Below are 15010 nucleotides of genomic sequence, written 5' to 3' on the forward strand. Positions count from 1 at the left end.
GCCCGCTGCAGCACCCACCGCGTCACCACCCTCACCAAAGCCATCCTCACCCTCGAACAAACACGATGAAAAAGGCTCATTGCAAATTTTGCTATGAAGGGGCCTTTCATTGCACTAGCGGACGGTGACCGACAAGCTCCGCGTCACCCCGTTGACGGTGACCGAAAGCCGCGCCACCCCCGGCCGCAGCGCGGTCAGGACCCCGGTCCCCGGGTCGAAGGACACGACGTCCCACGGCATCGCGGGCCGGAACCCGTCGGCGACGTGGGTGCCCCAGCCGCCCTCCCAGTCCGCGCTGACCGGGTACGACACCGGAACCTGACGCGTTCCCTGCGTCACCACCGCCCGGACGTCCGCCTTCTCCCCGCTTCCCAGCGACGAGGGCCCCGAAAGCGTGAGCGCGTCGACGTTCGGCCGCGTCTCGAACCGCACCGGCTGTGCCTTGTCCCCCGGCTCGAACCGGACCATCGTCCAGCCGACGAACCCGCCGTCACCGGGCGCGGCCGCGGGTGACTTCCCGGAGTTGCCGTTCACCAGATACGGCACGCCGTCCACCCGCGACAGGCTGAACACGCCCGCGTGCGAAGCGATCGCGGCCGCCTGCTTCCCCGATTCGCGCTCGAACGCGGTCAGCCAGCCGGTCAGCATCGCGGCCTCCTTGCGGTCGGCCAGTTGCGAATTCCCGGCGGGGCTCGGGTCCTTGACCGGGTGGTGCATCGCGACGGCCACCCCGCGGATCCCCCTGTCGGCCTTCGCGCCGTCCAGCGCCTCGCGCAGCAGCCGGATCTGGTCGAACCCGCCCGCGCGCAGGGAACCGCGGGAAGAGTCCAGCAGTACCAGGCGGATCCCGGCGACGTCGACGACGCGATGGGTCCGCCCGAACGCCGCCTGGAACTCCGTGAGCCCGTGCCCGCCGTCGGCTTCGTGGTTGCCGGGGACGTAGTACCAGGGTGCCTTGCCGACCAGTTCCGCGTCGATGATCGAGCGGGCCAGCGCGAAGTCGGCGGCCGTGCCGCGGTCGACGAAGTCGCCGTTGATCAGCACGAGATCCGGTTTCGCCGCCACCGCCTCGCGCAGCGCGCGCCGGGCCTGGGCGACCAGCGGGCCGTCCGGGGCGTCGGCGGTGAACTGGGCGTCGCCGACCACGGCGATCCGCAGGCCGCCGGTCGCGGTGCCGTCGGTGATCAGCGCCGGGTCACGCGGCGCCGGATCGGCCGGGACGCTCGCCGCGGGCGCGACCTCGAAGGTGAGGTCGTCGAAAACCAGCCGTCCTTCGTATTGCTGGTCCGGAACGTTCTCGACGGCGTAGAACTTCGTCAGCCGCTGCCCGTCGGGAAGACCCGCCGGGACCGCTGCCTTGACGTAGCGCCAGCCCGTCCAGTCCACACTCAGCGACAGGTCCACAATGGACGGAACGTTGGCCGCGTCGCGGAGTTCCGCCCGTAGCCAGGCGCCCTTCGCGTCGCCGTTGACCCACAACCCGATCCGCTGGGTGCCGGGCGGCAGCGTTATCGGCGCCGCCGAGTTGACGTAGGCCGCGCGCGTGGCGTTGGTCCCGTTCAGCCGGTAGTCCAGCGCCAGCCCGCGCCCGCCCTCACGGCCGGGAGCCTCGGACAGCGCGGCGCCGACGACGGCGGGGAAGACACTGGCCGTCCAGCCCGCCGGACCGTCCAAAGCCGCCGCCACGCGGGAGTCCGTGCCGACGGACGCCGCCAGATGCGTCGGCTTTCCGCCGACGGTGGCCGTGATCGCCGAAGCGCCCGACGCCTTCAACGCGGTGACCGCGAATCCGTCGTCCGACGGCTCGATCCGCACCACCGCGGGGTCGTAGTCGAGTTTGACGTCGTCGGGCTCGATCCATGTGCCGTAGCCGTCGGCGTCGTAGCCGTAGACCTTGAACGTGCTCCGCGCGCCCTCCCCCGACAACGCGACCTGCTCGGTGCTGGTGCCCAGCCGGACGGGTGGACCGAGCACGTTCAGCGTGGTCTTGCCCTGGACGCCGCCGCGCTTGGCGTAGACCTCGACGTTCGCGGGCGCGTCCGGCCGGAGCCGGTCGGCGTGCGCGGTGAAGACGCCGTCGGTCACGGTGCCGCGGAAGGGATTCATGCTGTGCCAGCGGGCTTCGCCGTCGACGGCGGCGCCGGTCTCGTCATGGCCTCCGGCGACGAGCTTCCGCGTCAGCCCGGAAAGTACGCGCGCCGCGTCGGCGGTGTCCTGCGCGGGACGGGGCGAAAACCCGCTCAGCCGACCGCTGCCGGGCACCGTGGCGACGCCGATGCCGTTGGGCACCAGACGTTCCCCGCCGTCCGACGGCGAATTGCGCACCAGCGGTGCCTTCTCGCCTTCCTCTCGGACGAGCATGGTCGAAGAACCGCCGCCGTCGAGGTTGATGGCGTCGTCCGCGCCGAGCGACTTCAGATGGCGGGCGAGTTCCAGTTCCGTCATGCCGCGGCTGTCGGCCTGACGGCCGTCGACCGTGGCCAGCCACATCTTCGTGCCGTCGGCGGAGAACCCGACCGCGGTCCGGGGGTGCATGGCGACGTTGTCGACCGGCTGGATCGCGCCATCACGCACCAGGACGACGTTGCCACCGACCGACACGGACAGCTTGCCCGCGTCGCTTTTCGGCGCGTAGGCGACGCCCACCCGGTCGCCGGTCTTCAAGGCGGACAACGTGTCCACGCCGCCATCACGGGCGAGCAGGACGGTGGCGCCCGCCGCGATCGGACCGTCCGCGGGCTGCGGACGCACCCGCGTGACGACGCCGTCGGAAACCTCGACCTCGATGACGCGCCGGGCCCCGGCGACCGAGGTCCGTCGCGAAGACGCGCCCCACAGCGGCGTGTAGACGCCGATCGCGTCGCCGCTCAGCACCGGGCTGTTGAAGTTCGACGCGGGGACGACGCGGCCATCGGGCAAGGTGACGGACGCGTCGAGGAAGACCTCCGCGAGGCGCGCCTTGCCTTCCTCGGTGATCGACGCGGTCAGGTTGTGCCCGCGCGCGGGCGCCGTCTGGAGTTTCCCGGCGTCGATGCCGACGCCGATCGGGGCGCCGCTGGCGTTGATGTCGAAGAAGTCGCCGTTCACCCCGGCGACCGCGCCACTCCTGGCGACCTGCTGCGAAAGCGGCGTCCGCGCGGAAACCGTGCCAGGGCTGAGATAAGTCGGTTTGAGGGTCTTGCTGGTGAGTTCGACGGCGAGGGTGTCGCCGCGGATCCAGCCCGCCGGGTCGTACCGGTCGAACTCGGTGAGGCTCAGCCCCGGTGCCACGCGCGAAGTCGCGCTGGTGGTGACGAGACCGTCGTCGGGCGCGGCCACGGCGTACGCGGACGGGCCCTCTTTCGCCGAGGACGCCGCCGGGGCGGCTTCGACGGGTGCGGGACCGAGCGGAGCGGCCAACGGATCGGCGGACACCGGCGCGGCGATCAGCGATCCGGGTAGCAGCAGGGCAGCGAGCAACAACAGGCGTGATTTTCTCACGAAGTACCCCACGATCGAGTGAGAGTCGGCTCAGCTCAGCACAGCGGACGCGAGCCGCCAGGAGAAGACCCGGAGGTGAACGTGAACCGAACGGCGTAGGGCGCTGAAGGTCAGGGCGTTAGAGGGCCGGCGAGGAAGGTCTCGGCCGCCGCGACGTCGCCGGTGATCTTCAGCCCCGATTCGGCGAGACCGACCCGCTGCCACAGCAGGAGGTCCAGTCCTTCGGCAGGCCCTTCGACGACGGCACCCGCGGTCTCGGCGGGATCGGCCGTTCGCGAACCGGGGACCTCACCTTCGCCCGGCGGTGTGATCAACCAGGCGTGTCCGGTGTCGGAGGTCTTCAGCAGCACCGGAACGGTGACCGCGGGCGGGGTGTGCCAGCGCTTCACCTTCGGCAGCATGCCGAGGAGGACCTCGTCCGCGCCATCGGCGGCGAGGTACGGGTCGAGGATGTATTCGGTTCCGGTCGCGCGGTGCGCGTCGAGCAGGTGCACCGCGGTCTCGTGAACCTGGCGGCGGAACCAGAAGGCCTTGGTCTTGGCCACGGCGGTGAAATTCCAGGCGCCGTCTTCCGGCGTCGCTTCGAGCAAGGCCTCGATCAAACCGCCCGCGGCCGCGCGGTACCAGGCGGCGAGATCCTCGTCCGGTTCGGTTTCGAAATCCTGCCGGGCGGGTTCACCGGTGCGCACGATCCCGGCCGCCCAGCGGTGGACGTTGCCGAGGTGGACGACGAGGTCACGCAGGTTCCAGTCGCCGCAGCACGGCACGGACGCCGCGTGGTCCCCGGTGCGCGCGATCTCCGCGAAACCGGTGGTGAGTTCCCGCAGTCGTGCCAGGTACTCGTCCGGTGTCATCGACCACCCCCAGATCCGTGGGTGGCGCGGTCTTCCCGCGCCACCCACGAGTGTGTCAGACCTCGGGGAACCAGAGCTTGAGCTCGCGCTCGGCCGACTCCGGGGAGTCCGAGCCGTGCACCAGGTTGTACTGGGTCTCCAGCGCGAAGTCGCCGCGCAGGGTGCCCGGCGTGGCCTTCTCGACCGGGTCGGTGCCGCCGGCGAGCTGACGGAAGGCGGCGATGGCGCGCGGCCCCTCGACGGCGATCGCGACCAGCGGGCCCGAGGTGATGAACTCGAGGAGATCGCCGAAGAACGGGCGCTCCTTGTGCTCGGCGTAGTGCTCCTCGGCGACCGAGCGCTCCACGGTGCGCAGTTCGAGGGCGGCGAGCTTCAGGCCCTTGCGCTCGATGCGCGAGATGACCTCGCCGACGAGGCCGCGCGCGACGCCATCGGGCTTGACGAGGACCAGCGTGCGTTCAGTCACGACGGTATTTCTCCTTGGGTGGGTTTCGTGCTATTCGCCCGGAGCCTACTGGGTGCTGCGCCACTCACTTCAGGTCGGACCAGGGAATGCCTTCGATGCGCTCGGGGTGCGCCTCGCCCCGCTCGCCGAGCGCGGCCATCGCGGTATTGAGCGCTCTGCGGTCACGCGGACGCGAAGCCGAGACCCTCCTGCCGTACGCCACCAAATGGTTCGAGCCGATCATCTCGGTGCTTCCGATGTACGCCAAGGAAATCGACAGCGGCGACTACTCGGATCCCGCGGCCTCGGTGGACCTCTTCCACACCGGCGCCGCCGACCTCGCCGTCTTGACGGAACTGCTCAGCGTTGGGGCTGAAGGGTCTTCGACCACAGCGAAGCGCCCGTAGCGTCCCTCAAGTCCACAGTGAGCGCACCGCTCCGTCCGTCGATGTTCACCTCGCCGAAGTGCTGGAACCCGTCGGCGGGCGACGTGTTCGCGGCGGGCGGGGCGTGCACGAAGACGGCCTCCGGCCCGAAGGTCGGGTCGAGCGTGTTCGGGCCGAACGCACCGGCGTTGAGCGGACCGGAGACGAACTCCCAGAACGGGTCGAAATCGGTGAACGACGCGCGATCCGGCGAGTAGTGGTGCGCCGCGGTGTAGTGCACGTCCGCGGTCAACCAGACGACGTTGCGTACCTTGCGCCGCGAGATCTCCCGCAGCACCCAGGCGAGTTCGGTCTCGCGGCCGCCGGGGGCGCCGGGCAGGCCGTTCGCGACGCCCTCGATGCCCTTGCCGTCCGGGACGGTCAATCCGATCGGAAGGTCGGCCTGGACGATCTTCCAGGTGGCCGTGCTGCGGTCGAGCGCGTCGACGAGCCAGCGCGCCTGGCGCTCGCCGAGGATCCGGCCGGGTTTGGTCTGGTCGGCGACGTTGGCGTCCTTGTAGGTCCGCATGTCCAGGACGAAGATCTCGGCGCGGGAACCGTGGCGGAAGTTGCGGTAGACCCGGCCGTCGACCGCCTGGCGCCGGTCGATCGGATGCCATTCGTGGAACGCCTGGAACGCGCGGGCGGCGAGCACGTCGACGCGTTTCTCGGTGTATTCGGGACGGTCGTCGAGGATTTCCCCCGGATACCAATTGTTGACTACTTCGTGGTCGTCCCACTGCACATAGGCGGGAACGTCCGCGGTGAACCGCTTGAGGTTGTCGTCGAGGAGGTTGTAGGCGAACTGACCGCGGTACTCGTCGAGCGTCTCGGCGACCTTCGCCTTCTCCGGCGTGACGATGTTGCGCCATACGCGGCCACCAGGGAGCGCGACGGTCTCGGTGAGCGGCGCGTCGGCGTACACCGTGTCGCCGCAGTGCAGGAACAGGTCCGGACGGCGGTCGGCCATCGCGCGATAGATCGTCATCCCGCCGCGTTCGGGGTTGATCCCCCAGTTCTGCCCGGCGACGTCGCCGGACCACACCAGGCGGACGTCCGAGCGGCCGACCGGCGCGGTGGCGAACCGGCCGGTGACCGGTTCGCTGCACGCGCGTCCGTCGAGGGCTTCGGCGGTCACACGGTAGTGGACCTCGGTCCCCGGTGCGAGCCCGGCGACGCGGACCTTGCCCGTGCCACCGGTGTCCGGGCTCATCACCGGCCCGCGCACACGGCGCGTGTGGCGGAAGGAGGAATCCCTGGAGATCTCGACGATCAGCCGCGAAGGCCGGTCGGCGCGAGACCAGACGATGCCGGAGCCGGTGGTGATGTCGCCGGATTGGACGCCGTGGGTCAGCACCGGGCGATCGCCGCGGATCAGCGGGGTTCCGGTGGCGCTCGCGGTGGCCGCCGCGGCCGTCGCGGGCAGGAGCAGTCCGCCCGCGACGGCCCCGGCGCCGGTGAGACCGGCTTTGAGCAGCGCGCGACGATTGTGGCGGGTTGCGGTCATGGCGCGGTTCTATCCCGTGGTGACGGCCGACGGGCCAACGGCGGTTTGCGCGGCGATGAACGAGTGGGCCATCAGAGGCTGTCCCGCAGCGGCACGGTGATCTGCTTGAGCCAGGTTCCGGTGGTGAAGTCGCGTGCCTTGATCACGACGGCGCGGTGGTACACCTCGATCTGGAGACCCTGGTTGAAGCCGCCGCCCAAAGATTTCTCGCCGCCCTTGCCGTCGTCCACCCAGCCGGTCTGCACGGCGCCGGTGTTGACCACCGTGAAGCCTTCGAGGTTGCCGCTGCCCGGAACGACCCGGCGGGTCACCCAGTCGGACAGGGTGAGGTCCCAATGGGTGTGCCCGGAGAACAGGAACACGTCGCGGTATTTGCCGAGAATAGCCAGCAGCCGGTCGGCCTGGAGGTAGTCGTTGAGGTAGAGCTTGTTGCGGGTGCCGGACACGGTGTTCGGCAACGGGTGATGGGTCAGCACCATCACCGGTTTGCGCCGGCGGTCCCAGTAGGCCAGCCGTTGTTCCAGCCACGCGAATTGCCGGTCGCTGAGCCACACCTCGTCCCACAGCTTCGGGTCGTGGTATTTGGCGTAGCGCTCGGTTCCGAGGCACAACACCGGAACCCCGCCGAACGACGTCTCCGAATAGACCGTGTTGCGCCCGGCGAAGTTGTAGAAACTGCGGAACAGCGAGTCCTCGGTAGTGCCGTTGGGCCAGCTCTCCTGAGCGAGCGTGTCGGGGTCCCGCCACTTCGGCACGTAGAACTCGTGGTTGCCGATGGCCCAGGCCACGGTTCTCGGATGCGGATGTTTGTCCAGCACCGAGCGCACCTGCGCGTACTCGAAGTCGTAGCCGCGCGGCGTGATGTCGCCCGCCACGCCGAGACCGGCGCCGTGCGGGTTGGTGGTCTCGATGTCGTCCAGGGCCTTGCCGAAATCGGCCAAGTCGCCCTGGATGTCGCTGATGATGTTGAACCGCACGGCCGGGCCGAGCGGGCCACGGCCGGGAGTGGCCTCCGCCGGGAGGCTCAGCGCGGCGGTCGCGGCCACCGCGCCACCCGTGGCCAGCATGAACGACCTGCGATCCATCGAACACCCACATTCAGTTACGCCGATATGAACGGGGCCAAAGGTAGGATGTTTAAGGTGATCACTGGTGACGTCGCGTGGGCCGGGGCGTGTACGCGTGGGGAATTTCGGGGTCCCGGCTGTACCCGGTACTCGGTCGAAGTACATGAAGGCCCCCTTCCTTGCGCCTGGCGCAAGAAGGGGGCCTTCATGTACTGGCGGAAGGTGTGAAGAGAGCCGGGGCGCCGGGCTCAGCCGTAGTGGCTACCCGGCCTGCTGCTGCTGACTCGGGAGCGTTCCGGCCGCCATCCGCCGCGCCACGTCCCGCCGCAGCCACAGCAGCCACAGCCAGATCCCGAGGAAGATCACCCCGAGGATCGCCACGGCGGGCAGCGCGACGAAGAACGCGATCAGCGCGACCTGCAGCACCAGCACCGCGGGCACCGCCCAGGGCTTCTTCAGGAAACCGCACAGCACGATCAGCGCGACCGCGATCACGATCACCGACCAGCCGGTGAGCGAACCGACGCCACCGCCGAGTTTCGCCACCACGGGCAGCGCGAGCGCGACGGTGATGCCCTCCATGATCAGGGAACCGGCCATCACGCCGCGGAAGGACTTCATGGGGTCCTTGGCCGGTGGCTTCGGGGTCTCGTCGCTCACGCCGGCTCCTTACCGAACATGGTCCTGGCTTCGCCCGCGGTGACGACCGAGCCGGTGACCAGCACGCCTCCGCCCGCGAGCGGTTCCTCGGGGTCGTCGCTCTGCTCGACGAGGCCGATGGCGGTTTCGATCGCGGAGTCGAGGCTCGCTTCGGCCACGACGCGGTCTTCGCCGAAGATCGAGATGGCGATGTCGTTGAGTTCGTCGAGCGGCATCGCGCGCGGGGACGAGTTCTTGGTGACGACGATCTCGGACACGACCGGTTCGAGGGCGTCCAGGATGCCGCGGGCGTCCTTCTCCGCCATCACGCCGACGACGGCGACGAGCCGCCGGAACGCGAACTCCTCGGCGACGGTGGTGGCGAGTGCCTTGGCGCCGTGCGGGTTGTGGGCGGCGTCGAGTAGCACGGTCGGTGCGGCGCGGACGCGCTCCAGCCTGCCGGGGGTCTCGACCTCCGCGAAGGCCTCGCGGACGGCTTCGACGACCAGCTGCCTGTCCTTGCCCGCGCCGAAGAACGCTTCGACGGCGGCCAGCGCGAGTGCGGCGTTGGCGGCTTGGTGCGCGCCGTGCAGCGGCAGGAAGATCTCTTCGTACACCCCGCCGAGGCCCTGCAGCTTCAGCATCTGCCCACCGACGGCGATTTCACGCTCCAGCACGCCGAATTCGCTGCCCGCGCGGGCGACGCTGGCGTCGACCTCGACGGCGCGTTCCAGCAGGATCTTCTGGACTTCGGGGTCCTGCTCGGCGATGACCGCGACGCTGCCGGATTTGATGATCCCGGACTTCTCCACCGCCGCCTTGGCCGGATCGCCGCCGAAGTACTCGACGTGGTCGACACCGATCGGGGTGATGACGGCGACGTCGCCGTCCGCGACGTTGGTGGCGTCCCAGGAGCCACCGAGGCCGGTTTCGATGACGGCGGCCTCGACGGGCGCGTCGGCGAAGGCCGCGAACGCCATCCCGGTGAGCACCTCGAACTTGCTCATCGGTACCGCGTCGGGTCCGCCCGCGTTGTCCACCATGGTCACGTACGGCGCGACGTCGCGGTACAGATCGACGTACGCGGCGGCGGAGATGGGGGCGCCGTCGAGCGCGATCCGCTCGGTGACCAGCTGCAGGTGCGGGCTCGTGTACCGGCCGACGCGCAGGCCCATGCGGGTCAGGAGCGCGTCGATCATCCTGGTGGTCGAGCCCTTGCCGTTGGTCCCGGCGACGTGCAGCACCGGGTACCCGCGGTGCGGCTCACCCATGAGGTTGACCAGCGCCGCGATGCGGGCGAGGGACGGCTCGATCTTGGTCTCGGGCCAGCGCAGGTTCAGCTCGGCCTCGACCGCGAGCAGTTCGCGGCGCGCCTGCTCGCCGTTCGGATCGGACGGGGCGGGTTCGTCGCCCGGATCGTCCAGTTCGTGCAGCTCCATCTCCTCGGGCGCGACAAGGTCGGGAACCGGGCCGAGCGCGAGGTTGTCCCCCAGCTGCCCGACTCCGCCGATGCCGCCGCCGGCACCGCCGCCCGCCTGGTACGCGGCGTCGGGTGCGTCCAGATCCGGGTCGGTGTCGTCGGACGGATCGTGGGCACGTGCCCCCAATTCGTCGACGCCGGCGAAACTGTCCAGATCTGCCAGGTCCGGGGATTCTGCGAATTCTTCGGAATCCCGGCCGTCACCTCGCGGCACGAACTCTCCTTTTGGCCTTACTCTCTGTCGAGCCGAGTCTACGTGCGGCTTTACTGGCACTCTCGACGCATGGGGTTCAACCACAACGATCACTACCACCCGCTGCTGCTCGACCAGCTTCCGCCCGGCCCGGGGATGGCGCTGGACGTCGGCTGCGGCGGCGGACGGTTCGCCCGGCGGCTCGCCGCGACCGGGATGCACGTCGAGGCGATCGACCGGTCCGGCCCGATGATCGACCTCGCGCGCGCGGCGGGCTCGCCGGGCCCCGGCACGATCTCCTACCGGCAGGCCGACGTCGTCACCGAGAAGCTGCCGGAGGGGGCGTACGACTTCATCTCCTGCCTCGCCTCGCTGCACCATGTCCCGTTCGACACGGTCACGAAGCTGCGGGACGCCCTGGTCCCCGGCGGGGTGCTCGCCGTGCTCGGCCTCGGCAGGCCCAGCACGCCCGCGGACTACGCCCGCGCCCTCGTCGCCTCGCCGATCAACGCGCTGGCCAGGGTGATCGTGTACGCGGGCGAGCGGCTGAACGGCGGGATCGATCCGCTGCCGACGGCGCCGATCGTGGAGACGTTCCCGCCGATGCACCGCATCCGGCGCGACGCGGCCCGGCTGCTGCCGGGGAGCGAAATCCGGAACCTGCTCTTCTACCGCTACCTCCTCGTGTACCGCAGGCGAGAAGACGATCACCTCATGTGACACCCCAAGCGGGTGAAGCCGGGGCCCGACCACCCGATCGGCGGCGCCGGACCGGCCGGATCCGGTTCATTTTTGAAAGGCCATCCAGTACGGAGATCGGGGTCCTCATGCGCTCAAGACGCGTCCTGTTCGCGGCCGTTTCGACCGTCGCCCTGCTGATCGTCTCCGCCACGGCGGCCACCGCCGCCGAGCGGTCTTACCGGAATTACGTCGCGCTGGGTGATTCCTACACCTCCGGCCCGCTCATCCCGCTCCCCCGGCTCGTTCCGCTCTTCTGCGGCAAATCGACCCAGAATTACCCGTCGCTCCTCGCCGCGGCGCTACGGGTGCGTTCCTTCACCGACATCAGCTGCGGCGGCGCCGACACCACCGACATGACACAGCGGCAGAACGTGACCCTCGGCAGCAATCCGCCCCAGTTCAGCGCCCTGCACGCGAACACCGACCTGGTCACCGTAGGCATCGGCGGCAACGACTACGGCGTCTTCGGCACGCTGGTCGGCACCTGTCCGGAACTGCGGGCGGGCGACCCCACCGGCAACCCTTGCCAGGACAGGTTCACCGTCGACGGCGTCGACACCGTCAAGGCCAAGATCGCCGCCACCGGCAAGAACGTCGAGAAGGTGCTGGCCGGGATCCACGCCCGCTCGCCGCGCGCCGACGTGCTCGTCATCGGCTACCCGCGGATCGCGCCCGAATCCGGCTACTGCCCGGACATCCTCCCCTTCGCCGAAGGCGACTACGCCTGGCTCAACGACGTCGAGAAGGCGTTGAATTCCGCGATCGAGAAGGCCGTCGCCGCCGACGGCAAGGCGTCCTTTGTGGACACCTTCGGTCCGTCCGCCGGACATGACGCGTGCGCGCCCCGCGGTGCCGCGTGGATCAACGGGCAGCACACGAAATTGCTCGCCGCGGCGGCGTATCACCCCTACCGGACCGGGATGGTGGGAGTGACCGGCGTGATCCTGCGTCACCTCCGCTGAGCCATCGCGCGTGCAATGAAGGGGCCTTTCATCGCGAATTTTGCGATGAAAGGCCCCTTCATTGCGCTCGTCAGGAGGCGGGCAGTGTCGCCAGCCGGGCGTTGATGCGCTCGATGTCGGCGACCGCGGTCTCCTTGCGGGCCCGGATCTTGCCGATCACCGGTTCCGGTGCCTTGTCGATGAAGGACTGGTTGCCGAGTTTGGCCTCGGCCTGCGCCAGTTCCTTCTCCGCCGCGCCGAGGTCCTTCCGCAGACGCTTGCGTTCCGCGGCGACGTCGATCGTGCCGGACAGGTCCAGCTCGACGGTGACGACACCGGTCGACAACCCGACCTCGATCGACGCGCTCGGCGCGAAGCCGTCCTCCGGCCGGGTGAGCCGGACCAGCGAGCGGATCGGCTCGTCGTGCCCGGTGATCTCGGCGAAGCCGTCACCCGACAGCCGCGCCGCCACCTTCTGGCTGGGCTTGAGGCCCTGGTCGGCGCGGAACCGGCGGACCTCGGTGACCAGTTTCCGCACGTCCGCGATCCGCTTGTCCGCCACCGCGTCGGCGTACGAGGAGTCCGCCACCGGCCACGGGGCGATCACCAGCGACTCGCGGCCGGTCAGTGCCGTCCACAGCTTCTCGGTGATGAACGGGATGAACGGGTGCAACAGCTTCAGCACCGTGTCGAACACGTGCCCCAGCACCGCGCGCGTCGCCGTCACGCGGGCCTCGTCACCCTGGAAGACCTGGACCTTCGACAGTTCCAGGTACCAGTCGCAGAGCTCGGTCCAGGTGAACTGGTAGAGCGTGTCGGTGGCCTTGGCGAACTGGTAATCCGCCAGGTACTCGGTCACGTCCTTCACGACGCCGCCGAGCCTGCCGAGGATCCAGCGGTCGGCCTCGGTGAGTTCCGCCGGGGCGGGCAGCGGGGCGTTCGCGTCCGCGCCGTTCATCATGGCGAATTTGCTGGCGTTCCAGAGCTTCGTGGTGAAGTTCCGGGAGCCCGCGACCCATTCCTCGCCGATCGGCACGTCGGTGCCCGGGTTGGCGCCACGCGTGAGGGTGAACCGCAGCGCGTCGGTGCCGTAGCGGTCCATCCACTCGATGGGGTCGACACCGTTGCCCGCGGTCTTCGACATCTTCTTGCCGTACTGGTCACGGACCATGCCGTGCAGCGCGATGGTCTTGAACGGCGCCTCACCGGTGGCGTAGAGGCCGAACATCATCATCCGCACGACCCAGAAGAACAGGATGTCGTAGCCGGTGACCAGCACCGACGTCGGATAGAACTTGGTGAGGTCCGGCGTCTTCTCCGGCCAGCCGAGGGTCGAGAAAGGCCACAGGCCCGAGGAGAACCAGGTGTCGAGGACGTCCGGGTCCTGGGTCCAGCCCTCGCCCGAGGGCGGCTCCTCGTCCGGTCCGACGCAGACGACTTCGCCGTCCGGGCCGTACCAGACCGGGATGCGGTGGCCCCACCACAGCTGGCGCGAGATGCACCAGTCGTGCAGGTTGTCGACCCAGTCGAAGTAGCGCTTCTCCATCTCCGGCGGGTGGACGTCCACCCGGCCGTCGCGCACCGCGTCGCCCGCCGCCTTCGCGAGCGGGCCGACCTTGACGAACCACTGCAGTGAAAGCCGCGGCTCGATCGGCTCCTTCGAGCGCTCGGAGTGCCCGACGCTGTGCAGGTACGGACGCTTCTCGGCGACGATGCGGCCCTGCTCGCGCAGCTTCTCCCGCACCGCGACACGGGCCTCGAAGCGGTCCATGCCGTCGAACTCGGTGCCGGTGCCCGCGATCCGGCCCTGCTCGTCCATGATCGTGATCATCGGCAGGTCGTGGCGCTGGCCGATCTCGAAGTCGTTCGGGTCGTGCGCGGGGGTCACCTTGACCGCGCCGGTGCCGAACTCCGGGTCGACGTGCTTGTCCGCGACGATCGGGATCCGGCGCCCGGTCAGCGGCAGTTCGACCTCGGTGCCGATGAGGTGCGTGTAGCGCTCGTCGTCCGGGTGGACCGCGACGGCGGTGTCGCCGAGCATCGTCTCCATCCGGGTGGTGGCCACGACGATCGCGTTCTCGCCGTCGCCGTAGCGCATGGAGACGAGTTCACCCTCGACCTCCTCGTGCTTCACCTCGGCGTCGGACAGCACCGACCGCAGCTCCGGCGACCAGTTGACCAGCCGCTCGGCGCGGTAGATGAGGCCATCGTCGAAGAGCTTCTTGAAGATCGTGTTGACGGCCTTGGACAGGCCGTCGTCCATGGTGAACCGCTCACGGGTCCAGTCGACACCCTCGCCGAGACGCTTCATCTGGGCGAGGATCCGGCCGCCGTGCTCCTGCTTCCACTGCCAGACGCGCTCGACGAAGGCCTCGCGGCCGAGCTCGCGGCGGCTGGTGCCTTCGGCGCGGAGCTGCTTCTCGACCAGGGCGTGGACCGCGATGCTCGCGTGGTCCATCCCCGGCAGGTACAGCGTCTCGTCGCCGAGCATGCGGTGGTAGCGGGTGATGGCGTCGATGAGGGTGTGCTCGAACGCGTGCCCGATGTGCAGCGAACCGGTCACGTTCGGGGGCGGGATGACTACCGTGAACGGCGGCTTGTCCGACGTGGGGTCGGCCGTGAAGTACCCGGCGTCTACCCAACGCTGGTAGAGCGAGGCTTCTTCGTCGGCCGGGTTCCAGGCACCCGGAAGGTCGGTCTGCTGCTGCTGGGCGTTCTCGGTCACAGTTGCCAAGTCTACGAACCCTCTCTGCCGAGTTCCTCACCGGCCGTGACGGGTGGCGGCCCGGGTAAGGTGGCCGGTGGAATTCGGCGACGAATCACGATCACCCGGGGGATCAGGGCCATATGGACGAAGAAGACCGGCGGATCGAGACCCATCCGGACTTGGTCGACCCGAACTGGCAGAAGCACGCGGAGCTGGACGCCTGGCTCGGTGCGAAAAAGGAACTCAAGAAGAAGCGCCGCAAGCAGCGGAAGGCGGGCGCGGCGGCGGGCGGTTACCGCGAGCCGGGTGCGAGCCGGTGGCCGGGGATCGCCGCGATCGTCGGCCTGATCGTGCTGGTCGTGGCCGCGGTGACGGTGAACGCGGTCCAGACCCGCGGGGTCAACGAGACGCCGTGGTTCCCCTATGACGAATCGCAGATCACCCGGCTCGTCACCGAGTCCTGACATTCCAGCGCGTTTCGTCCTCTGAATGCGGTACTTGCGTGTGCAAGTACCGCATTCAGAGGACGAA

Annotated in this window: 12 protein-coding genes; 4 read left to right on the forward strand and 8 right to left on the reverse strand. The window is 69.4% G+C overall.

The genetic code is table 11. The features are described 5' to 3' along the window. Positions 1 to 114: 114 nt before the first annotated feature. From AVL48_RS21275 to ndk, 3 genes are all read right to left on the reverse strand, one after another. On the reverse strand, positions 115 to 3459 hold the full coding sequence (locus AVL48_RS21275; protein ID WP_061988963.1) for a phosphodiester glycosidase family protein: 3345 nt from the start codon (positions 3457 to 3459) through the stop codon (positions 115 to 117). Between the two features lie 131 nt (positions 3460 to 3590). Then, positions 3591 to 4334: a maleylpyruvate isomerase family mycothiol-dependent enzyme gene (locus AVL48_RS21280; RefSeq protein WP_061988946.1), complete on the reverse strand. Its 744-nt coding sequence runs from the start codon at positions 4332 to 4334 to the stop codon at positions 3591 to 3593. A gap of 55 nt (positions 4335 to 4389) precedes the next feature. Next, entirely contained in the window at positions 4390 to 4800 is a 411-nt protein-coding gene (gene ndk / locus AVL48_RS21285) for a nucleoside-diphosphate kinase (protein WP_037310703.1), read from the reverse strand. A 95-nt stretch (positions 4801 to 4895) separates the two neighbouring features. Between ndk and AVL48_RS21290 the strand changes: the two genes are divergently transcribed. Next, positions 4896 to 5186 (forward strand): imine reductase family protein, encoded by a 291-nt coding sequence (locus AVL48_RS21290; RefSeq protein ID WP_244162652.1) that lies wholly within the window; start codon positions 4896 to 4898, stop codon positions 5184 to 5186. Here the strand turns inward: AVL48_RS21290 and AVL48_RS21295 are convergent. The 4 genes from AVL48_RS21295 to folC form a co-directional block, all read right to left on the reverse strand. After that, on the reverse strand, positions 5140 to 6711 hold the full coding sequence (locus AVL48_RS21295) for an alkaline phosphatase D family protein (protein ID WP_061988942.1): 1572 nt from the start codon (positions 6709 to 6711) through the stop codon (positions 5140 to 5142). The genes AVL48_RS21290 and AVL48_RS21295 overlap by 47 nt on opposite strands. A gap of 71 nt (positions 6712 to 6782) precedes the next feature. Next, entirely contained in the window at positions 6783 to 7796 is a 1014-nt protein-coding gene (locus AVL48_RS21300) for a metallophosphoesterase family protein (protein ID WP_061988939.1), read from the reverse strand. A 243-nt stretch (positions 7797 to 8039) separates the two neighbouring features. Then, positions 8040 to 8438 carry a DUF4233 domain-containing protein gene (locus AVL48_RS21305; protein WP_061988937.1) on the reverse strand — a complete coding sequence of 133 codons (399 nt, stop codon included), beginning with the start codon at positions 8436 to 8438 and terminating at the stop codon, positions 8040 to 8042. Then, positions 8435 to 10111 carry a bifunctional tetrahydrofolate synthase/dihydrofolate synthase gene (folC, locus tag AVL48_RS21310; protein ID WP_061988935.1) on the reverse strand — a complete coding sequence of 559 codons (1677 nt, stop codon included), beginning with the start codon at positions 10109 to 10111 and terminating at the stop codon, positions 8435 to 8437. The genes AVL48_RS21305 and folC overlap by 4 nt, the downstream gene beginning before the upstream one ends. Before the next feature lie 69 nt (positions 10112 to 10180). Between folC and AVL48_RS21315 the strand changes: the two genes are divergently transcribed. Then, complete coding sequence (locus AVL48_RS21315; protein ID WP_061988933.1) at positions 10181 to 10810, forward strand: class I SAM-dependent methyltransferase; 630 nt, start codon at positions 10181 to 10183, stop codon at positions 10808 to 10810. Positions 10811 to 10917: 107 nt separating this feature from the next. Further along, positions 10918 to 11793, forward strand: a complete 876-nt coding sequence (locus tag AVL48_RS21320; RefSeq protein ID WP_061988931.1) for an SGNH/GDSL hydrolase family protein — start codon at positions 10918 to 10920, stop codon at positions 11791 to 11793. 70 nt (positions 11794 to 11863) lie between these two features. On the opposite strand, the gene AVL48_RS21325 is transcribed toward AVL48_RS21320, so the two are convergent. Continuing rightward, complete coding sequence (locus AVL48_RS21325; RefSeq protein ID WP_061988929.1) at positions 11864 to 14497, reverse strand: valine--tRNA ligase; 2634 nt, start codon at positions 14495 to 14497, stop codon at positions 11864 to 11866. A 122-nt stretch (positions 14498 to 14619) separates the two neighbouring features. On the opposite strand from AVL48_RS21325, the gene AVL48_RS21330 reads away from it, so the two are divergent. Further along, on the forward strand, positions 14620 to 14943 hold the full coding sequence (locus tag AVL48_RS21330; protein WP_061988927.1) for a hypothetical protein: 324 nt from the start codon (positions 14620 to 14622) through the stop codon (positions 14941 to 14943). Positions 14944 to 15010: the final 67 nt, after the last annotated feature.

The sequence above is a fragment of the Amycolatopsis regifaucium genome (genome assembly GCF_001613935.1).
In the GTDB taxonomy this organism is placed as follows: domain Bacteria; phylum Actinomycetota; class Actinomycetes; order Mycobacteriales; family Pseudonocardiaceae; genus Amycolatopsis; species Amycolatopsis regifaucium.